The sequence below is a fragment of the Pseudomonas sp. Pse35 genome (assembly GCF_024519715.1).
GTDB lineage: Bacteria > Pseudomonadota > Gammaproteobacteria > Pseudomonadales > Pseudomonadaceae > Aquipseudomonas > Aquipseudomonas paracarnis.
In genome coordinates, this window is record NZ_JALJRP010000006.1 from 38,053 (window position 1) to 59,244 (window position 21,192).

15 protein-coding genes and 2 pseudogenes are annotated in these 21,192 nt (G+C 61.4%); all 17 read left to right on the forward strand.

All coding sequences use genetic code 11. The features are described from left to right. Window positions 1–131 precede the first annotated feature (131 nt). The gene (gene hutC, locus OC445_RS07395) at window positions 132–842 is read left to right on the forward strand and encodes a histidine utilization repressor (RefSeq protein ID WP_230182974.1); all 711 of its coding nucleotides are present in this window, start codon (window positions 132–134) and stop codon (window positions 840–842) included. Then, entirely contained in the window at window positions 839–1,399 is a 561-nt protein-coding gene (locus OC445_RS07400; protein WP_198790470.1) for a HutD family protein, read from the forward strand. The genes hutC and OC445_RS07400 overlap by 4 nt, the downstream gene beginning before the upstream one ends. 400 nt (window positions 1,400–1,799) lie before the next feature. Beyond that, window positions 1,800–3,470: a urocanate hydratase gene (gene hutU, locus OC445_RS07405; protein WP_054919484.1), complete on the forward strand. Its 1,671-nt coding sequence runs from the start codon at window positions 1,800–1,802 to the stop codon at window positions 3,468–3,470. A 177-nt stretch (window positions 3,471–3,647) separates the two neighbouring features. Beyond that, window positions 3,648–5,093, forward strand: coding sequence for a purine-cytosine permease family protein (locus tag OC445_RS07410; RefSeq protein WP_034125547.1), 1,446 nt, complete (start codon window positions 3,648–3,650; stop codon window positions 5,091–5,093). Between the two features lie 69 nt (window positions 5,094–5,162). Beyond that, on the forward strand, window positions 5,163–6,128 hold the full coding sequence (locus OC445_RS07415; protein ID WP_032893997.1) for an ABC transporter substrate-binding protein: 966 nt from the start codon (window positions 5,163–5,165) through the stop codon (window positions 6,126–6,128). 71 nt (window positions 6,129–6,199) lie between these two features. Beyond that, window positions 6,200–7,051, forward strand: coding sequence for an ABC transporter permease (locus tag OC445_RS07420; protein WP_003187838.1), 852 nt, complete (start codon window positions 6,200–6,202; stop codon window positions 7,049–7,051). Beyond that, on the forward strand, window positions 7,048–7,872 hold the full coding sequence (locus OC445_RS07425) for a glycine betaine/L-proline ABC transporter ATP-binding protein (RefSeq protein WP_003187840.1): 825 nt from the start codon (window positions 7,048–7,050) through the stop codon (window positions 7,870–7,872). Before OC445_RS07420 ends, OC445_RS07425 begins: the two co-directional genes overlap by 4 nt. Before the next feature lie 148 nt (window positions 7,873–8,020). Then, window positions 8,021–9,529 (forward strand): histidine ammonia-lyase, encoded by a 1,509-nt coding sequence (gene hutH, locus OC445_RS07430; protein ID WP_198790472.1) that lies wholly within the window; start codon window positions 8,021–8,023, stop codon window positions 9,527–9,529. Between the two features lie 26 nt (window positions 9,530–9,555). Continuing rightward, complete coding sequence (gene hutH, locus OC445_RS07435) at window positions 9,556–11,094, forward strand: histidine ammonia-lyase (RefSeq protein WP_089042090.1); 1,539 nt, start codon at window positions 9,556–9,558, stop codon at window positions 11,092–11,094. Window positions 11,095–11,258: 164 nt separating this feature from the next. After that, entirely contained in the window at window positions 11,259–12,668 is a 1,410-nt protein-coding gene (locus tag OC445_RS07440; RefSeq protein WP_034125549.1) for an amino acid permease, read from the forward strand. 15 nt (window positions 12,669–12,683) lie between these two features. Further along, a complete protein-coding gene (hutI, locus tag OC445_RS07445) occupies window positions 12,684–13,889 on the forward strand; it encodes an imidazolonepropionase (RefSeq protein WP_072445800.1) in 1,206 nt (401 codons plus the stop codon). Window positions 13,890–13,901: 12 nt separating this feature from the next. Continuing rightward, window positions 13,902–14,702, forward strand: a complete 801-nt coding sequence (hutG, locus tag OC445_RS07450; RefSeq protein WP_054897534.1) for an N-formylglutamate deformylase — start codon at window positions 13,902–13,904, stop codon at window positions 14,700–14,702. Window positions 14,703–14,846: 144 nt separating this feature from the next. After that, window positions 14,847–14,960 (forward strand): annotated as a pseudogene (locus tag OC445_RS07455) (alpha/beta hydrolase); the annotation flags it as partial. Between the two features lie 103 nt (window positions 14,961–15,063). Continuing rightward, a complete protein-coding gene (pip, locus tag OC445_RS07460; RefSeq protein WP_034125552.1) occupies window positions 15,064–16,035 on the forward strand; it encodes a prolyl aminopeptidase in 972 nt (323 codons plus the stop codon). Next, window positions 16,032–16,469 carry a D-aminoacyl-tRNA deacylase gene (gene dtd, locus OC445_RS07465; protein ID WP_034125553.1) on the forward strand — a complete coding sequence of 146 codons (438 nt, stop codon included), beginning with the start codon at window positions 16,032–16,034 and terminating at the stop codon, window positions 16,467–16,469. The genes pip and dtd overlap by 4 nt, the downstream gene beginning before the upstream one ends. Before the next feature lie 267 nt (window positions 16,470–16,736). Then, entirely contained in the window at window positions 16,737–18,473 is a 1,737-nt protein-coding gene (locus tag OC445_RS07470; protein WP_262020036.1) for a glucan biosynthesis protein G, read from the forward strand. Then, window positions 18,466–21,044, forward strand: a pseudogene (mdoH, locus tag OC445_RS07475) (glucans biosynthesis glucosyltransferase MdoH); the annotation flags it as partial. The gene OC445_RS07470 and the pseudogene mdoH, both read left to right, overlap by 8 nt. Window positions 21,045–21,192 lie beyond the last annotated feature (148 nt).

The window sequence follows — 21,192 nt, forward strand, 5'->3', positions numbered from 1 at the left end:
TCGTGTGTTTATTTGTATATACATATACAGACGTTTGCCTGCTCGGTAAACTCCGGCAATCTATGCATCTTTTTCCCCTGCAAGGATTCCCTGTGCCGACTCCGCCCGCCAACTCTTCGCTGGCTGCCCACATGGACGAAAGTCCGGCGCCCTTGTATGCCCGCGTCAAACAGATGATCAGCCAGCAGATCCTCAACGGCAACTGGCCGCCCCATTACCGCGTGCCGTCGGAAAGCGAGCTGGTCAGCGAGTTGGGCTTCAGCCGCATGACCATCAACCGCGCCCTGCGCGAGCTGACCGCCGAAGGCTTGTTGGTGCGTATGCAGGGTGTGGGTACGTTTGTTGCCGAGCCGAAAAGCCAGTCGGCCCTGTTTGAAGTGCACAACATCGCCGATGAAATCGCCTCCCGCGGGCATCGGCACACTTGCCAGGTCATCACCCTGGGCGAAGAAGCTGCTGGTTCCGAGCGCGCCGTCGCCTTGGAAATGCGCGAAGGCGGGCGGGTGTTCCACTCGTTGATCGTGCATTACGAGAACGACATTCCTGTGCAAATCGAAGACCGTTTCGTCAACGCTCTGGTCGCGCCGGAATACCTGCAGCAGGACTTCACCCAGCAAACCCCGTATGCCTATTTGAACCAGGTCGCGCCGTTGACTGAGGGTGAGCATGTGGTTGAGGCGATTCTCGCCGATGCCGCCGAGTGCAAGTTGTTGCAGATCGAGCCGAGCGAGCCGTGCCTGTTGATTCGCCGACGCACCTGGTCGGGTCGCCAGCCGGTGACTGCGGCGCGGTTGATCCACCCCGGTTCCCGTCACAGCCTCGAAGGACGCTTCAGTAAATGAGTGAGATCAACGTCTGGCGCGCCGCCGACTACGTGCGCATGCCGTGGAAGAACGGCGGCGGCAGTACCGAAGAAATCAGTCGCGACGCCGGCACCGGCCTGGATGGATTTGGCTGGCGTTTGTCGATTGCTGATATCGCCGAGTCGGGTGGGTTCTCCACCTTCGCCGGTTACCAGCGCGTGATTACGGTGATCAAAGGCGCCGGCATGGTGCTGACCGTAGACGGTGAGGAGCAGCGCGGGTTGTTACCGTTGCAGCCGTTCGCGTTCAAGGGCGAAAGCCAGGTGTCATGCCGTTTGATCACCGGGCCGATCCGCGACTTCAATCTTATCTATTCGCCCGAGCGTTACCATGCACGCTTGCAGTGGGTGGATGGCGTGCAGCGGTTTTTCAGCACGGCGCAGACGCTGTTGGTGTTCAGCGTGGCGGATGAAGTGAAGGTGCTGGGCGAGAAGCTCGGCCACCATGATTGCCTGCAAGTGGACGGTAATACGGGCCTGCTGGATATCTCGGTCAGCGGCCGCAGCTGCGTAGTCGAACTGACCGCACGCGATTAAAAACTGTGGGAGCTGGCTTGCCTGCGATAGCGGTATATCAGTAGCTGATGCGCTGACTGACACACCGCTATCGCAGGCAAGCCAGCTCCCACCTTTGTTTTTGCATTGTTCACAAAATCTGTTTCCACTCCGCGCACCAATTTGTTACCGAATGCCCCAGCGTGACGCAAAGCTTCGCTGCCGTGACAAATTCCCCGCGCTGCAACAAACCTCCGTAAGAAATTTCATCAAGCTTTGAAGCCTTGATTTACAAGGCTCGCACGCCCCGTGAAAAAAATCCCAACCACTCCTGGCTAAAGTTGGCCGCTCGATTGCATATGCTTGTACATACAAGTAAAGATGTGTGCGTAAGACTTCGCACCATCCATGTTCGCGCATCGATCGCCGAGGAGTCCTAGCTGTGACCAAGCCTACAAAATACCGTGACGTCGAAATCCGCGCCGCCCGCGGTAACAAGCTCACCGCCAAAAGCTGGCTGACCGAAGCGCCGCTGCGCATGCTGATGAACAACCTCGACCCGCAAGTGGCCGAGAACCCCAAAGAACTGGTGGTGTACGGCGGTATCGGCCGTGCGGCGCGCAACTGGGAGTGCTACGACCAGATCGTCGAGAGCCTCACCAATCTGAACGACGACGAAACCCTGCTGGTGCAATCCGGTAAGCCGGTCGGCGTGTTCAAGACCCACAGCGACGCCCCGCGCGTGCTGATTGCCAACTCCAACCTGGTACCGCACTGGGCCAGTTGGGAGCATTTCAACGAACTGGATGCCAAGGGCCTGGCCATGTACGGCCAGATGACCGCCGGCAGCTGGATCTACATCGGCAGCCAGGGCATCGTTCAAGGCACCTACGAAACCTTCGTGGAAGCCGGCCGCCAGCATTACAACAGCGACCTGACCGGCCGTTGGGTGCTCACCGCCGGCCTCGGCGGCATGGGCGGCGCGCAGCCACTGGCCGCGACCCTGGCCGGCGCCTGCTCGCTGAACATCGAGTGCCAGCAAGTCAGCATCGACTTCCGCCTGAACAGCCGCTACGTCGACGAGCAGGCCACCGACCTCGACGACGCCCTGGCCCGTATCGCCAAGTACACCAAAGAAGGCAAGGCCATCTCCATCGCCCTGCTGGGCAACGCCGCCGAGATCCTGCCGGAACTGGTCAAGCGTGGCGTGCGCCCGGACATGGTCACCGACCAGACCAGCGCCCACGACCCACTCAACGGCTACCTGCCGGCCGGCTGGACCTGGGACGAATACCGCGCTCGCGCCAAGACCGAGCCGGCCGCCGTGATCAAGGCCGCCAAGCAGTCGATGGCCGTCCACGTCAAAGCCATGCTCGAATTCCAGAAGCAAGGCATCCCGACCTTCGACTACGGCAACAACATCCGCCAGATGGCCCAGGAAGAAGGCGTGGAAAACGCGTTCGACTTCCCAGGTTTCGTACCGGCTTACATCCGCCCACTGTTCTGCCGTGGCATCGGCCCGTTCCGTTGGGCGGCGCTGTCCGGCGACCCGCAAGACATCTACAAGACCGACGCCAAAGTCAAAGAACTGATCCCGGACGATGCCCACCTGCACAACTGGCTGGACATGGCCCGCGAGCGCATCAGCTTCCAGGGTCTGCCGGCACGTATCTGCTGGGTCGGCCTGGGCCAGCGTGCCAAGTTGGGCCTGGCGTTCAACGAAATGGTGCGCAGCGGCGAACTGTCCGCGCCGGTCGTGATCGGCCGTGACCACCTGGACTCCGGCTCGGTCGCCAGCCCGAACCGCGAAACCGAAGCCATGCAGGACGGCTCCGACGCTGTGTCCGACTGGCCACTGCTCAACGCCTTGCTCAACACCGCGAGCGGCGCCACCTGGGTCTCGCTGCACCACGGTGGCGGCGTGGGCATGGGCTTCTCCCAGCACTCGGGGATGGTGATTGTCTGCGACGGTACTGACGAAGCGGCCGAGCGGATTGCCCGCGTGCTGCACAACGACCCGGCGACCGGGGTGATGCGTCATGCGGATGCGGGTTACCAGATCGCTGTCGACTGCGCCAAGGAACAAGGCCTGAACCTGCCGATGATCAAGTAACTCAATGTGGGGTGGGCTTGTGTGGCGAGCAAGCTTGCTTGCGCTGGGGTGCGAAGCAGCCCCAAAAAGCCGGCTCCAGCTTCGCTGTCGAACGGGAGCAAGCTCCCTCGCCACAGCAAGCCAGCGCCCACAGAAGAGCAAGATGCATACAAAACAATCCATCAGAGGTTGAACAACATGGCTGCAAACGACACCACCCCGTTGATCGAGAAACGTTCGATCGACTACATCCCGGAAGCGGAAAGACATGGTCGTCTATTCAGTCAATTCACCCTGTGGATGGGTGCCAACCTGCAGATCACTGCGATTGTCACCGGGGCGTTGGCCGTGGTGCTGGGCGGTGATGTGTTCTGGTCGTTGATCGGCTTGCTCATCGGTCAACTGATCGGCGGTGGCGTCATGGCGCTGCATGCGGCGCAAGGGCCCAAGCTTGGCCTGCCGCAGATGATTTCCAGCCGGGTGCAGTTCGGCGTGTATGGCGCGGCCATTCCGATTGTGCTGGTGTGCTTGATGTACCTGGGTTTCACCGCCACCGGTACCGTGTTGTCGGGCCAGGCGCTGGGCCAGTTGTTCGGGGTCAGCGACAGCGTCGGCATCCTGATCTTCGCCAGTGTCATCGTGCTGGTCACGGTGCTGGGTTACCGAGTGATCCACTTCATCGGCCGGGTTGCCAGCCTGATTGGCGTGGTTGCCTTTGTGTACCTGTTCAGCCGCCTGATGAGCCAGACCGACGTTGGCGCGCTCCTGCAGATCCGCCACTTCAGCTGGAGCAGTTTTCTGCTGGCCGTGTCGCTGGCGGCCTCCTGGCAGATTGCGTTCGGCCCTTACGTGGCGGATTACTCGCGTTACCTGCCGAGCCACACGTCATCGGTTAAAACCTTTCTCGCTGCTGGCGCAGGTTCGGTCATCGGGGCCCAAGTGGCGATGGTCCTCGGCGTGTTTGCCGCGGCCATGTCCAACGGGCAGTTTGCCGGTCACGAGGTGGCGTACATCGTTGGCTTGAGCGGCACGGGGGCCACCGCTGCGTTGCTGTATTTCAGCATCGCGTTCGGCAAGGTCACCATCTCGACGCTCAATTCCTACGGCAGCTTCATGTGCATCGCCACTATCATCAGCGGCTTTCGTGGGCGTCTGGAAGTCACGCGTCTGCAGCGTCTGGTGTTCGTGTTGATGATCGTCGGCACGGCCACGCTGATCGCGTTGCTCGGCCAGCATTCGTTCCTCGGTGCATTCAAGTCGTTCATCCTGTTCCTGTTGGCGTTCTTTACGCCCTGGAGCGCGATCAACCTGGTGGATTACTACTGCATCACCCGCGAGCGTTATGACGTGCCGGCGCTGGCCGACCCGAACGGTCGCTACGGCCGCTGGAACCTGCTGGGCATCAGCGTCTATGTGTTCGGCGTACTGGTGCAGTTGCCGTTCATCTCCACCAAGTTCTACACCGGCCCCCTGGTGGCCGCGCTGGGTGATGTGGATATCTCCTGGATCATCGGCCTGGTACTGCCGGCGGCCCTGTATTACGTGTGTGCGAAAAAATGGCACGGCACGGTACCCGATCACCTGATCCTGCCAAAAGAGCAGGGCGCTTCACCCATAACAAACGAGCTGGCTGCACAAGCCTGATGGGACGTGGACAGGGCAGGACGCCTACTGACTGCCGTAATCCATTTCAAGATTGGGAGCGTCACAACAATGACTATGAATAAGACCTTGCTGGCTACTTTGTTCGCGGCTGGCGTGCTGGCAAGTGCCGGCGCCCAGGCGGCCGGTTGGTGCGAGTCGGGTAAACCGGTGAAATTCGCCGGCCTGAATTGGGAAAGCGGCATGTTGCTCACCGACATCCTGCAAACCGTGCTGGAAAAAGGCTACGACTGCAAAACCGACAGCTTGCCGGGCAATTCCATCACCATGGAAAACGCCCTGGGCAGCAACGACATCCAAGTGTTCGCCGAGGAGTGGGTAGGCCGCAGCGAGGTCTGGAACAAAGCCGAGAAGGCCGGCAAAGTCGTGGGCGTCGGGGCTCCGGTAGTCGGCGCGGTCGAAGGTTGGTACGTGCCGCGCTATGTGATCGAAGGCGACGCCAAGCGCAAGCTGGAAGCCAAGGCCCCGGACCTGAAAAGCATCGCCGACCTGGCCAAATACGCCTCGGTGTTCAAGGACCAGGAAGAGCCGTCCAAAGGCCGCTTCTACAACTGCCCGGCCGGCTGGACCTGCGAGCTGGACAACAGCGAAATGCTCAAGAGCTACGGCCTGGAAAGCACCTACACCAACTTCCGCCCGGGCACCGGCCCGGCGCTGGATGCGGCGGTGCTGTCGAGCTACAAGCGCGGCGAGCCGATCCTGTTCTACTACTGGTCACCCACACCGCTGATGGGCCAGGTCGACCTGGTCAAGTTGGAAGAGAAGCCCGGCGTGGACAAAACCGTGAGCATCAAGGTCGGCCTCTCCAAGACTTTCCACGAACAAGCCCCGGAGCTGGTGGCCGTGCTGGAAAAGGTCAACCTGCCCATCGACCTGCTGAACCAGAACCTGGGCCGCATGGCCAAGGAGCGGATCGAGTCGCCGAAACTGGCGAAAATATTCCTCAAGGAACATCCTGAAGTCTGGCACGCCTGGGTGAGCGAAGACGCAGCCAAGAAAATCGACGCGGCCTTGTAGGTCAAGTGTGCACGGCTACCCTCAAGGGTGGCCGGGCGGCTGGCCACAACCCACTGGATCGAGAGCACGATATGTTTCCTGAGAGCTTTACCTTTTCCATCGCCGACTGGGTCAACGGTTGGGTGGACGCACTGGTCACCAACTACGGCGATGTGTTCCGGCACATCTCCGATACGCTGCTGTGGGCCATCGTCAACCTGGAAGGCCTGCTGCGCGCAGCGCCCTGGTGGCTGATGCTGGCCATCGTCGGGGGCATCGCCTGGCACGCCACACGCAAGGTGGTGACCACGGCGGTGATCGTCGGTTTGCTGTTCCTGGTGGGCGCCGTTGGCCTGTGGGACAAGCTGATGCAAACCCTGGCATTGATGATGGTGGCCACGGTGATTTCGGTGTTGATCGGCATCCCCCTGGGTATCTTGTCGGCGCGCAGTAATCGCCTGCGTTCGGTGCTGATGCCGCTGCTGGACATCATGCAAACCATGCCCAGCTTCGTGTACCTGATCCCGGTGCTGATGCTGTTCGGCCTGGGCAAGGTCCCGGCGATTTTCGCTACGGTGATCTACGCCGCGCCGCCGCTGATTCGCCTGACAGACTTGGGTATTCGCCAGGTCGATGGCGAGGTCATGGAAGCCATCAACGCCTTCGGCGCCAACCGCTGGCAGCAACTGTTCGGCGTGCAATTGCCGCTGGCGCTGCCAAGCATCATGGCCGGGATCAACCAGACCACCATGATGGCGCTGTCGATGGTGGTGATCGCCTCGATGATCGGTGCCCGTGGCTTGGGTGAAGACGTGCTCGTCGGCATCCAGACCCTCAACGTTGGCCGTGGCCTTGAAGCCGGGCTGGCGATCGTGATTCTTGCAGTGGTCATCGACCGCATTACCCAGGCTTATGGCCGCCCACGGCATGAGGCGAGCAAATGACGACTGTCAGCAAAATCGAAGTCAAAAACGTCTTCAAGATTTTCGGCGCACGCGCCCAGGATGCGCTGGCCATGGTCGGCCAGGGCAAGACCAAAGACCAGGTACTGGCCGAGACCGGTTGCGTGGTCGGTGTGAATGACCTGTCCCTGAGCATCGGCACCGGTGAGATCTTTGTGATCATGGGCTTGTCGGGTTCGGGCAAATCCACCCTGGTGCGCCACTTCAACCGCCTGATCGACCCCACCAGCGGCGCGATCCTGGTGGATGGCGAAGACATCCTGCAACTGGACATGGAAGCCCTGCGCCAATTCCGTCGGCACAAGATCAGCATGGTGTTCCAGAGCTTCGGCCTGCTGCCGCACAAGAGCGTGCTCGACAACGTTGCCTACGGCCTGAAAGTGCGTGGCGAAACCAAGCAAGTCTGCGCCGAACGTGCGTTGCACTGGATCGAAACCGTGGGCCTCAAAGGCTACGAAAACAAATACCCCCACCAGCTGTCCGGTGGCATGCGCCAGCGCGTGGGCCTGGCCCGCGCCTTGGCGGCCGACACCGACATCATCCTGATGGACGAAGCCTTCAGCGCCCTCGACCCGTTGATCCGCGCCGAGATGCAGGATCAGTTGCTCGAGCTGCAAAAGACCCTGCACAAGACCATCGTGTTCATCACCCACGACCTCGACGAGGCCGTGCGCATCGGCAACCGCATTGCGATCCTCAAGGACGGCAAGCTGATCCAGGTCGGCACGCCGCGAGAGATTCTGCACTCGCCGGCGGATGAGTATGTGGACCGCTTTGTTCAGCGGCGGGCGGCGGTGGTCTGATCCGGGCTTGAACGTTCTCACGCTCCGCGTGGGAACGCATTTCGTGACGCTCCGCGTCACTTGGGGGGACGCAGAGCGTCCCAGGCGGCGTACCCACGCAGAGCGTGGGAACGATCAATGCTGCCTAAGAATTGAAGAAGGTATGAAGATGTCCCAGGCAACCAAAATCATCATCGCCGACACCCCCATGCGCTGGCAGGACGTCACCGCCGTCGCCCGCCACGGCGCCATGCTCGAACTGTCGGGCCACGCCTGGGCGCGTATCGACAATGCCCAGGCCATCGTGCAGCGCATCGTCGCCAGCGGCGAGCGTGCCTATGGTGTCAACACCGGCCTGGGCGCGTTGTGCAACGTCTCGCTCAAGACCGAGCAACTGAGCCAACTGTCGCGCAATACGCTGTTGAGCCACGCCTGCGGCGTCGGCCCGGTGCTCAGCGATGAGCAAACCCGTGCGATCATCTGCGCGGCGATCATCAACTACAGCCACGGCAAATCCGGCCTGCATCCGCAGGTGGTGCACGCGCTGCTGGCGCTGCTCAACCACGGCATCACCCCGCAAGTACCGTCCCAAGGCTCGGTGGGGTATCTGACCCACATGGCCCATATCGGCGTGGCCCTGCTGGGCGTTGGTAATGTGAGTTATCGCGGCCAGATCGTCACGGCGCAACACGCGTTGCAGGCTGAAGGCTTGCAGCCGGTGGTGCTCGGCGCCAAGGACGGCCTGTGCCTGGTCAACGGCACGCCGTGCATGACCGGCCTGAGCTGCCTGGCCCTGGCCGACGCGCATCACTTGCTGCAGTGGGCCGACGTGATCGGTGCCATGAGCTTCGAAGCCCAGCGCGGCCAGATCGACGCCTTTGACGAAGAAATCATTGCTCTCAAACCGCATCCTGGCATGCAGCAAGTGGGTATCAACCTGCGTGCCCTGCTCGATGGCAGTGAGGTGATTGCCAGCAGCAAGGGTATTCGCACCCAGGACGCCTTGAGTATTCGCTCGATCCCGCAGATTCACGGCGCGGCCCGCGACCAGGTGGAACACGCCACGCGCCAGATCGAGACCGAACTCAACAGCGCCACCGACAACCCGCTGGTGCTGGGCACCCCAGACAGCTACCGCGTGGTGTCCCAGGCCAACCCCCACGGACAGTCCGTCGCGTTGGCGGCCGACATGCTCGCCATCGCCATGGCCGAGATCGGTTCGGTGGCCGAGCGTCGCCTGGACCGCCTGGTCAACCCGCATGTCAGCGGCCTGCCTGCCTTCCTGGTGAGTAACCCGGGCGTCAACTCCGGAATGATGATCGTGCAGTACGTCGCCGCGTCCTTGTGCGGGCAGAACCGCCAGTTGGCGCAACCGGCCGTGCTCGACAACTTCGTCACCTCGGGCCTGCAGGAAGACCACTTGAGCATGGGCACCAACGCCGCGCTCAAGTTGCACCAGGTGCTGGCCAACGTCACCCAGATTCTTGCCATCGAGTACCTGCTGGCGGCCCAGGCTTTCGAGTTTCTCAAGGACCAGCGCTTCGGCGCCGGTACCGACCGCGCCTGGCGTTTGCTGCGCGAAGTGGTCCCTGCGTATGAACAGGACCGCTGGCTGGCGCCGGATATTGCCGCCGCTGCCCAATTGCTTAAAGACACTGCTTTACCGAATTTGCACTGAACACCTAAGAACAATTCACAAGGAGTATGAATGTGACTGCGCTAAACCTGATTCCAGGCCAACTGAGCCTCGCCCAACTGCGTGCCATCTACCAGCAGCCAGTAACCCTCAGCCTGGATGACAGCGCCTCGGCCCAGATCGAAGCCAGCGTTGCCTGTGTGGAGCAGATTCTCGCCGAGAACCGCACCGCCTACGGCATCAACACCGGTTTTGGCCTGTTGGCATCGACCCGCATCGCCAGCGAAGACCTGGAAAACCTCCAGCGTTCGCTGGTGCTGTCCCACGCCGCCGGCGTCGGTGAGCCGATCAGCGATGCACTGGTGCGACTGGTCATGGTGCTCAAGGTCAACAGCCTGAGCCGTGGCTTCTCCGGGATTCGTCGCCAGGTGATCGACGCGCTGATCGCGCTGATCAACGCCGAGGTGTACCCGCACATTCCGCTCAAGGGGTCAGTGGGTGCTTCCGGTGACCTGGCGCCGCTGGCGCACATGTCCCTGGTACTGCTTGGCGAAGGCAAGGCGCGTTACAAGGGCGAATGGCTGGAAGCCACCGAGGCACTGAAAATCGCCGGCCTCACCCCGCTGACCCTGGCCGCCAAAGAAGGCCTGGCGCTGCTCAACGGCACCCAGGTGTCCACGGCCTATGCCCTGCGTGGCCTGTTCGAAGGCGAAGACCTGTTCGCCGCTGCCCTCGCTTGCGGCGGCCTCACTGTGGAAGCGGTACTGGGTTCGCGTTCGCCGTTCGATGCGCGTATTCATGCGGCGCGTGGCCAGCGTGGCCAGATCGACTCGGCAGCGGCCTATCGTGACCTGCTCGGTGAGAGCAGCCAGGTGTCCCAATCGCACCAGAACTGCGACAAGGTGCAAGACCCGTATTCCCTGCGTTGCCAGCCGCAGGTCATGGGTGCATGCCTGACTCAATTGCGCCAGGCCGCCGAGGTGCTGGTGGTAGAAGCCAACGCAGTGTCGGATAACCCGTTGGTATTTGCCGCCGAAGGCGATGTGATTTCCGGCGGCAACTTCCACGCCGAACCGGTGGCCATGGCCGCCGATAACATGGCCCTGGCGATTGCCGAAATCGGCTCGCTGAGCGAGCGTCGTATCTCGTTGATGATGGACAAACACATGTCGCAACTGCCGCCGTTTCTGGTGGGCAATGGCGGGGTGAACTCCGGTTTCATGATCGCCCAGGTGACCGCTGCCGCGCTCGCCAGCGAGAACAAGGCGCTGGCCCATCCCCATAGCGTCGACAGCTTGCCGACTTCGGCCAACCAGGAAGACCACGTGTCCATGGCACCGGCTGCGGGCAAGCGTTTGTGGGAAATGGCCGAAAACACCCGGGGCATCCTCGCGGTGGAATGGCTCGCGGCGTGCCAGGGCCTGGACCTGCGCGACGGCCTGAAGACCTCGCCCAAGCTGGAAAAAGCCCGTGGCATCCTGCGCGACAAGGTGGCGTTCTATGACAAGGACCGCTTCTTCGCCCCGGACATCAACGCCGCCAGCGAACTGCTCGCCAGCCGCTGCCTGAATGAGCTGGTGCCGGCCAAGTTGCTGCCAAGCCTCTGACCGCGACTCGGTCTGTGCCTGATCATTCCCACGCTCCGCGTGGGAATGCATCCTGTGACGCTCTGCGTCACCGCTCTAAAAGCGGACGCGGAGCGTCCAGGTCGGAGTTCCCACGCCGAGCGTGGGAACGATCTTCTCCTCATAAGAATAATTAGGGACGAGAAATGCACCAGCCAGAAAAAGGTTTGAAACGCGGGCTCAACGCCCGACATATTCGCTTCATGGCCCTCGGTTCCGCGATCGGCACCGGGCTGTTCTATGGCTCTGCCTCCGCCATCCAAATGGCCGGTCCTGCCGTGCTGCTGGCCTACCTGATCGGCGGCGCTGCTGTATTCATGGTGATGCGCGCCCTCGGTGAGATGGCCGTGCACAACCCGGTGTCTGGCTCCTTCGGCCACTACGCCAGCACCTACCTGGGGCCCATGGCCGGGTTTATCCTCGGCTGGACCTACGCCTTTGAAATGATCATCGTCTGCCTCGCCGACGTCACCGCGTTCGGCATCTACATGGGCTTCTGGTTTCCCGAAGTGGCCCGTTGGGTCTGGGTGCTGGGCATCGTATTCCTGATCGGCGGCCTGAACCTGTGCAACGTCAAAGTCTTTGGCGAGATGGAGTTCTGGCTGTCGTTGCTCAAGGTCGGTGCCATTGTGGCGATGATCCTCGGCGGTTTTGGCATCATGCTGTTTGGTATTCACTCGGCAGGCGAAACCCAGGCCAGTGGCTTGAGCAATCTGTGGGCCCACGGCGGCTTCATGCCCAACGGCATCGGTGGGCTGATCGCCTCGTTTGCGGTGGTGATGTTTGCCTTTGGTGGCATCGAAATCATCGGCATCACCGCCGGTGAAGCCAAGGACCCACAGCGGGTGATCCCCAAGGCGATCAACGCTGTGCCGCTGCGTATCCTGCTGTTCTACGTGCTCACCCTGTTCGTGTTGATGGCCATCTACCCGTGGCCGCAGATCGGCAGCCAGGGCAGCCCGTTCGTGCAGATCTTCAGCAACCTGGGGATTGGCTCGGCGGCGACCATCCTCAACATCGTGGTGATCTCGGCGGCGGTGTCGGCGATCAACAGCGACATTTTCGGCGCCGGGCGCATGATGTACGGCCTGGCTCAACAAGGGCAGGCGCCCAAGGGCTTCGCGCAATTGTCCAAACAAGGCGTGCCATGGATGACCGTGGTGGTCATGGGCGCCGCCTTGCTCGGCGGTGTGGTACTCAACTACCTGATCCCGGAAAACGTGTTCTTGCTGATCGCCTCGATTGCCACCTTCGCCACCGTGTGGGTATGGCTGATGATCCTGTTTACCCAGGTCGCCATGCGCCGCTCGATGACCAAGGCGCAGATCGCCGAACTGAAATTCCCGGTACCGTTCTGGCCTTATGCGCCGGCGGCGGCCATTGTGTTCATGCTGTTTGTGTTTGGTGTACTCGGTTACTTCCCGGATACCCAGGCGGCGTTGATGGTAGGCGCCGTGTGGATCGTGCTGCTGATCATCGCCTACTGGCTGTGGGTCAAGCCTGCCGCCGGGCAAACGGCCAAGGTCGATTACGACCCGGTTTTGTCTCATCGATAACTTAGGGAGGCGTTGATGAAAACGCTTTGGCAACACTGCCACGTCGCAACCATGGCCAACGGCAAATACTCGATCATCGAGGATGCCGCCATGGTGACTGCCGGCTCGCTCATCGAGTGGGTCGGCCCCCGCAGCCAGGCGCCAACCGCGGATTACGCCCAGGTGCATGACCTGCAAGGCGCGTGGGTCACTCCCGGGCTGATCGATTGCCACACCCATACGGTGTTCGGTGGCAATCGCAGCGGCGAATTCGAGCAGCGCCTCGAAGGTGTCAGCTACGCCGAGATCGCGGCCAAGGGCGGCGGCATTGCCAGCACTGTGCGCGCAACCCGTGCGGCGAGCGAAGATGAGCTGTTCTTGTGCGCTGAAAAGCGCCTGCGCAGTTTGCTGCGTGACGGCGTGACCACGGTGGAAATCAAGTCCGGCTACGGCCTGGACCTGGCCAACGAACGCAAGATGTTGCGCGTGGTCCGGCGCCTGGGTGAAGCGCTGCCGGTCAGCGTGCGCGCCACCTGCCTGGCCGCCCACGCGTTACCGCCGGAGTACAAGGACCGCGCCGACGATTACATCGAGCACATCTGCAGCCAGATGCTGCCGGCCCTGGCCGCTGAGGGGTTGGTGGATGCGGTCGATGCCTTCTGTGAATACCTGGCATTTTCCCCCGAGCAGGTTGAGCGGGTATTCAAGGTCGCCCAGCAACTTGGCTTGCCGGTGAAGCTGCACGCCGAGCAACTCTCGTCGTTGCATGGCTCAAGCCTGGCGGCGCGCTACCACGCGTTGTCGGCCGACCACCTGGAATTCATGACTGAAGAAGACGCCATCGCCATGGCTGCGGCCGGTACCGTCGCCGTGCTATTGCCGGGCGCGTTCTACTTCCTGCGTGAAACCCAGTTGCCGCCCATGGACGCCCTGCGCAAACACGGCGTGAAGATCGCCATCGCCAGCGACCTCAACCCCGGCACATCACCGGCGCTGTCGGTGCGGCTGATGCTGAACATGGCCTGCACCCTGTTCCGCATGACCCCGGAAGAAGCCCTGGCCGGCGCCACGCAACACGCGGCCACCGCGTTGGGCCTGGGCGATACCCATGGTTCCCTGGAAGTGGGCAAGGTCGCGGATTTTGTCGCCTGGCAGATCGATCGCCCCGCCGACCTGGCCTACTGGCTGGGTGGCGAACTGGATAAACGCGTCGTGCGCCACGGCGTCGACGTCACTGTTTGAGAGGATGCAGTTGTGGATAAGGTTCTGACATTCAAACAAGGCCGCGTGCCGCTGCTGATCAGCATGCCCCACGCCGGCCTGCGGCTCACCCCTGCGGTCGAGGCCGGGTTGATCCCCGAGGCGCAAAGCCTGCCGGATACCGATTGGCATATCCCGCTGTTGTATGACTTTGCCGAAGAGCTGGGCGCCAGCACCCTGGCGGCGGAGTACTCGCGGTTTGTCATCGACCTCAACCGGCCCTCCGACAACGCGCCGCTGTATGCCGGTGCTACTACCGGCTTGTACCCAGAGACGCTGTTCGATGGCGTGCCGTTGTTCCGTGAAGGGCAAACGCCCTCCGACGAAGAGCGGGCCAGCTACCTGCAAAAAATCTGGGGGCCGTACCACCGCCAACTGCAAGAAGAACTGGCACGCCTCAAGGCCGAGTTCGGTTATGCGTTGCTGTTCGATGCGCACTCGATCCGCTCGTTGATCCCGCACCTGTTTGACGGCAAATTGCCGGACTTCAATTTGGGTACCTTCAACGGCGCTGCGTGCGACCCGCAGCTGGCCAGCCAGCTGGAAGCCATCTGCGCTCAGCATCCGCAATATACCCATGTGCTGAACGGGCGCTTCAAGGGCGGCCATATCACCCGTCACTACGGCAACCCGGCGCAGGATATTCATGCGGTGCAGCTGGAGTTGTGCCAGAGCACCTATATGGAGGAGTTCGAGCCGTTCCGTTATCGCCATGATTTGGCCGAGCCGACGCAGGTGGTGTTGAGGCAGTTGCTGGAAGGGCTGTTGGCTTGGGGGCAGAAGCACTACCGGTAATTGTTGGTGCTGCTGCAATAGCTTTCGCGAGCAAGCCCGCTTGACCGCGCTCTATCATGAGAATGCGCTCGAGATGTGGGAGCTGGCTTGCCTGCGACAACGGGGGTTCAGCAACACTTTTATCAACTGACACACCGCCATCCCGGCAAAGGGCTGGCCCACGGTTGTTTGCGGGCACGCGGCCAGGTGCCGGAGGTGGATCGGCTGTATGACTATCTGCTTGGTTACCTGAGGCGCGAACTGCTGACACAGGTCTAAGTGCTCAAGGACATGCTCATTGCACAATTCGGGTTTATGATGCCAGACGGCAAAATAATAGACGTCCCCCCAGGGATGAACCCGACACCCTACGGAGCACGCAATGCAGACTTGGTACCCGCAGATCAAACCCTACGCCCGGCACGATCTGGCTGTCGATGACACCCACACCCTGTACGTCGATGAAAGTGGCTCCCCCGAAGGCTTGCCTGTCGTGTTCATCCATGGAGGCCCCGGCTCCGGTTGCGACGCCCAGAGCCGCTGCTATTTCGACCCGAACCTCTACCATATTGTCACCTTCGACCAGCGTGGCTGCGGCCGCTCTACGCCAAGGGCCAGTCTCGAGAACAACACCACCTGGGATCTGGTCGCCGACCTTGAGCGCATCCGCGAGCACCTGGGCATCGACAAATGGGTGCTGTTCGGCGGTTCCTGGGGTTCGACCCTGGCCCTGGCCTACGCGCAAACCCACCCCGAGCGCGTGCATGGCCTGATCGTGCGCGGCATCTTCCTCGCCCGCCCGCAGGATATTCGCTGGTTCTACCAGGAGGGCGCGAGCCGCCTGTTCCCGGACTACTGGCAGGACTATGTGGCACCCATCCCGGTGGAAGAGCGCCACGATATGATTGCCGCTTACCACAAGCGCCTGACCGGCAACGACCAGATCGCCCAGATGCATGCGGCCAAAGCCTGGTCGGGCTGGGAAGGCCGTATGTTGGGCCTGTGCCCGAGCCCGCAGCATGTGGAACGGTTTTCCGAGCCGCAGCGCGCCTTGTCCATCGCACGTATCGAATGCCATTACTTCACCAACAACTCCTTCCTGGAACCCAACCAGCTGATTCGCGATATGCACAAGATCGCCCATCTGCCTGGCGTCATCATCCATGGCCGCTACGATATGATCTGCACGCTGGATAACGCTTGGGAGCTGCATCAGGCCTGGCCCAACAGCGAGTTGCAGGTGATCCGCGAAGCAGGGCACGCGGCGTCCGAGCCGGGCATCACCGACGCACTGGTGCGTGCGACCGGCGAAATGGCCCGGCGCCTGCTCGACCTGCCGCCTGAAGAAGCATGAAGGGCTTGTTGCAGCGGGTGCGTGGCGCCCGGGTTGAGGTCGCAGGGGAGGTGATAGGCTCGATTGACCAGGGTTTGCTGGTGCTGGTGGCCGTCGAGCCTTCAGATACGCCCGAAAGCGCCGACAAACTGCTGCACAAGCTGCTTAACTATCGGGTGTTCAGTGACGAGGAGGGCAAGATGAACCTGTCCCTCAAGGACATCGGCGGCGGTTTGCTGCTGGTGTCGCAGTTCACCCTGGCGGCGGATACCAAAAGCGGGCTACGGCCCAGCTTCTCCACAGCGGCTCCTCCGGCCCTGGGAGCGGCGCTTTTTGAGCACTTGTTGTTACAAGCGCAACAATTGCATGGCAAGGTGGCGTCGGGGCGTTTTGGCGCGGATATGCAGGTGCACTTGGTCAATGATGGCCCTGTGACCTTCCTCTTACAGACATGAATGTATGAAAAACGACGTTAATGCCTAAAAACGCAGGGTTTCGCTACAAATACTTCACTGTCCCTGATGCGTTGTCTCGCGGGCTACTAGATAATCGCGCGCTACGGGGATCAGCGTTGTTTGGTCCATTTTTGACTTAGGTAGAGCCTTGTCCGACAACCGCATGGGGAATCATTTCGCCCCAGAGGAGTCGGAACATTGCTCGCCAACCTGGCATATAGATAGCTGGCCGTTGGTTTTTTGATCTGTTTTCGGCGAGGGTTGCTCGTGATTGTTAGTCCCTGTAATGCACCAAAATTGTCTGCCAAACGGTTACGAAACGCACTGGTGACGGGCTCTGCCCTGTTTTGCCTGTTCGGCGCGGGTCAACTGTGGGCGTTCAGTCTGGATGATGTGTCGGCCAAGGCAAAAGAGCTGGCTGGGCAGAAATACGAAGCTCCGCGCAGCAATTTGCCGAACGAATTCCGCGAAATGAAATTCGCTGACTACCAGAAGATTCGTTTCCGCAATGAAAAAGCCGAGTGGGCCGATCAGAACACCCCGTTCAAGCTGTCCTTCTATCACCAGGGGATGCATTTCGACACCCCGGTGAAAATCAACGAAGTCACCGCCGACAGCGTGCATGAAATCAAGTACGACCCGACGCGTTTCGATTTCGGCGACGTGAAATTTGATCCTAAAGCCACCGAACAGCTGGGTTACGCCGGTTTCCGTGTGCTTTTCCCGATCAACAAGGCCGACAAGCAAGACGAAATCATGACCATGCTCGGCGCCAGCTATTTCCGCGTCGTGGGCAAGGATCAGGTGTACGGCTTGTCTGCCCGTGGCATGGCGATCGACACCGCGTTGCCGTCTGGCGAAGAATTCCCGCGTTTCACCGAGTTCTGGATCGAGCGTCCAAAGCCGGGTGACAAGCACCTGGTGATTTTCGCGCTGCTGGATTCGCCACGCGCCACTGGCGCTTATCGCCTGATCCTGCGTCCTGGCACCGACACCGTAGTGGACGTCAAATCCCAGATGTTCCTGCGTGACAAGGTCAGCAAGCTGGGCGTTGCGCCGTTGACCTCGATGTTCCTGTTCGGCGCCAACCAGCCGTCCAAGGTCCTCAACTACCGCCGCGAGCTCCACGATTCCAGCGGCCTGTCGATTCACGCCGGCAATGGCGAGTGGATCTGGCGTCCGCTGAACAACCCTAAACACCTGTCGGTCAGCAACTTCAGCGTCGAGAACCCGCGTGGGTTCGGCCTGCTGCAACGTGGCCGCAACTTCAGCCACTACGAAGACCTGGACGACAACTACGACAAGCGCCCAAGCGCCTGGATCGAGCCTGAAGGTGACTGGGGCAAAGGCTCTGTCGACCTGGTCGAGATCCCGACCGCCGATGAAACCAACGACAACATCGTGGCGTTCTGGAGCCCGGCCGAACTGCCGGAAGTCGGCAAGCCGCTGGACGTGGCCTACCGCCTGCACTGGACACTGGACGACGCGGCCTTCCATTCGCCGGACAGTGCCTGGGTCAAGCAGACCCTGCGCTCCACGGGTGATGTGAAGCAATCGAACCTGATCCGTCAGCCGGATGGCAGCGTGGCCTACCTGGTGGACTTCGAGGGCCCGTCCCTGAAGAAACTGCTGCCGGACGCCCCGGTGCGTAGCCAGGTGAGTGTGGGTGATAACGCTGAACTGGTTGAAAACAGCGTGCGCTACAACGAACACACCAAAGGCTGGCGCCTGACCCTGCGTATGAAGATCAAGGACGCAAGCAAGCCGACCGAAATGCGTGCGGCACTGGTGCAGGATATCGTGCAGCCTGAGGCTGAGTCGGTTTCCAACCATGTGCTCAAGGCCGACAAAGTCGTGGCCAAGCAGCATGAGAAACAGGCCAAGAAAGACGCCAAGGACAAGGAAGCCAAACAGCCTGAGGCTGCCCCAGCCACACCGGAGCCGATCAAGACCGAGCAAGTCCTGACCGAAACCTGGAGCTATCAGTTGCCTGCCGATGAGTAATTCTCAAGTCAAGCCAGAGACTCTGTCCGAGTACCTGGCGCATCTACCCATGACGGCTGAGCAGCGCGCCGAGCTGGCGGGCTGCAAGTCCTTCAGCGAGCTGCACGAACGTCTGTCGTCCAAGACCTTCGACGCACCGACCGACGCTGCCCAAGCGTCGGTTGGCCGCCGCTTGACCCTCAACAGCGCCGAAGAGCTGCAAGACGCCGAGATGCTGGCGCTCGATGCCAGCGGTCGTGTGTGCCTCAAGGCCACGCCGCCGATCCGTCGGACCAAAGTGGTGCCCGAGCCTTGGCGCACCAACATCCTGGTGCGCGGTTGGCGCCGGATGACCGGGCGCACCAACCCGCCCAAGCCACCGAAAGACGAGCGGGTGCTGCCGGCTGCGCGCTGGCGTACCGTGGGCTCGATCCGTCGTTACATCCTGTTGGTGCTGATGCTGGGCCAGACCATCGTGGCCGGCTGGTACATGAAAGGCATCATGCCGTACCAGGGCTGGTCGCTGGTCGACTTCGACGAGATCCGCAACCAGACCCTGCTGCAAACCGCTACCCAGGTACTGCCTTACGCGCTGCAAACCAGCATCCTGATCATGTTCGGGATTCTGTTCTGCTGGGTGTCGGCCGGTTTCTGGACTGCGCTCATGGGTTTCCTGGAGCTGCTGACCGGTCACGATAAATATCGTATCTCCGGTAAAAGTGCCGGTGACGAGCCGATTCCAAAAGATGCGCGCACCGCCCTGGTGATGCCGATCTGTAACGAAGACGTGCCGCGTGTATTCGCCGGTTTGCGTGCGACGTTCGAATCGGTGGCCGCAACCGGTGACCTGGACCGCTTCGATTTCTTCGTGCTCAGCGACAGTAACGACGCCGACATCTGCATCGCCGAACAGCAAGCCTGGCTCGACGTATGCCGCGAAGCGGGTGGTTTCGGCAAGATCTTCTATCGCCGTCGTCGCCGTCGCGTAAAGCGCAAGAGCGGCAACCTCGACGACTTCTGCCGTCGTTGGGGCGGTGACTACAAGTACATGGTCGTTCTTGACGCTGACTCTGTGATGAGCGGCGAGTGCCTGACCAGCCTGGTGCGCCTGATGGAAGCCACGCCGGATGCCGGGATTATCCAGACCGCGCCGCGTGCGTCGGGCATGGACACCCTGTATGCGCGTATGCAGCAGTTCGCCACTCGCGTCTATGGCCCGTTGTTTACCGCCGGCCTGCACTTCTGGCAGTTGGGTGAATCCCACTACTGGGGCCACAACGCCATTATCCGTATGAAGCCGTTTATCGAGCACTGCGCCCTGGCGCCGCTGCCCGGTAAAGGCGCGTTTGCCGGTGCGATCCTCTCCCACGACTTCGTTGAAGCCGCGCTGATGCGCCGTGCCGGCTGGGGCGTGTGGATTGCCTACGACCTGCCGGGCAGCTACGAAGAACTGCCGCCGAACCTGCTGGACGAACTCAAGCGTGACCGTCGCTGGTGCCACGGTAACCTGATGAACTTCCGCCTGTTCCTGGTCAAAGGCATGCACCCGGTGCACCGTGCGGTGTTCCTCACCGGCGTGATGTCCTACCTGTCGGCGCCGTTGTGGTTCTTCTTCCTGGTGTTGTCCACGGCCTTGCTGGCGGTGAACACCCTGATGGAACCGCAATACTTCATGGCGCCGCGCCAGTTGTACCCGCTGTGGCCACAATGGCACCCGGACAAGGCGGTGGCGCTGTTCTCCACCACCATCGTGCTGTTGTTCCTGCCTAAACTGCTCAGCATCATCTTGATCTGGGCCAAGGGCGCCAAAGAGTTCGGTGGCAAGTTCAAGGTGACCCTGTCGATGCTGCTGGAGATGTTGTTCTCCATGCTGCTGGCGCCGGTGCGGATGATCTTCCACACCCGTTTCGTCCTCGCCGCGTTCCTCGGTTGGGCCGCAACCTGGAACTCGCCGCAACGTGACGATGACTCCACGCCATGGAGCGAAGCGGTCAAGCGTCATGGTCCGCAAACCCTGCTGGGCTTCCTGTGGGCCCTGCTGGTGGTGTGGCTGAACCCGAGCTTCCTGTGGTGGTTGGTGCCGATCGTCGGTTCGCTGATGCTGTCGATCCCGGTGTCGGTGATTTCCAGCCGGGTCAAGCTGGGCCTCAAGTCCCGCGACGAGAGCCTGTTCCTGATCCCTGAGGAATACAACCCGCCGCAAGCCTTGCTCTCGACCGAGAAGTACACCCACGAAAACCGTTGGCACGCCCTCAACGACGGCTTTGTGCGTTCGGTGGTAGACCCGCAGCAGAACGCCCTGGCCTGCGCCTTGGCGACCTCGCGGCACCGTGAGGCCGAGCCCATCGAATACCTGCGCATGGAGCGTGTTCGCCACGCGTTGAAAGTCGGCCCGGCTGGCCTCAACAACAGCGAACGCCTGGCCCTGCTCAGTGACCCGGTGGCCCTGGCTCGCCTGCATGAGCAGGTGTGGAGCGAAGGTCATGCCGAGTGGCTCGGTGCCTGGCGTGCTTCGATCAAGGCTGATCCGCACGCGCCGTTGCTGCCTCTGCAACCACAGTCGCCCCAGGCCCAACCGGCCTGATTCAGGCACCCCCGAAGGCTCACTTCGGGGGTGTTTCAAACGTTGGTCCTACAGCGTTTTTCGCTTCTTCCTTTTTATCGCTAACTCCTTGTTATTTCGAAACAAAAGACCTTTGTTCGAAGCGTATTGCCGTGCCCGCGGCTGGGTTAGGATCGC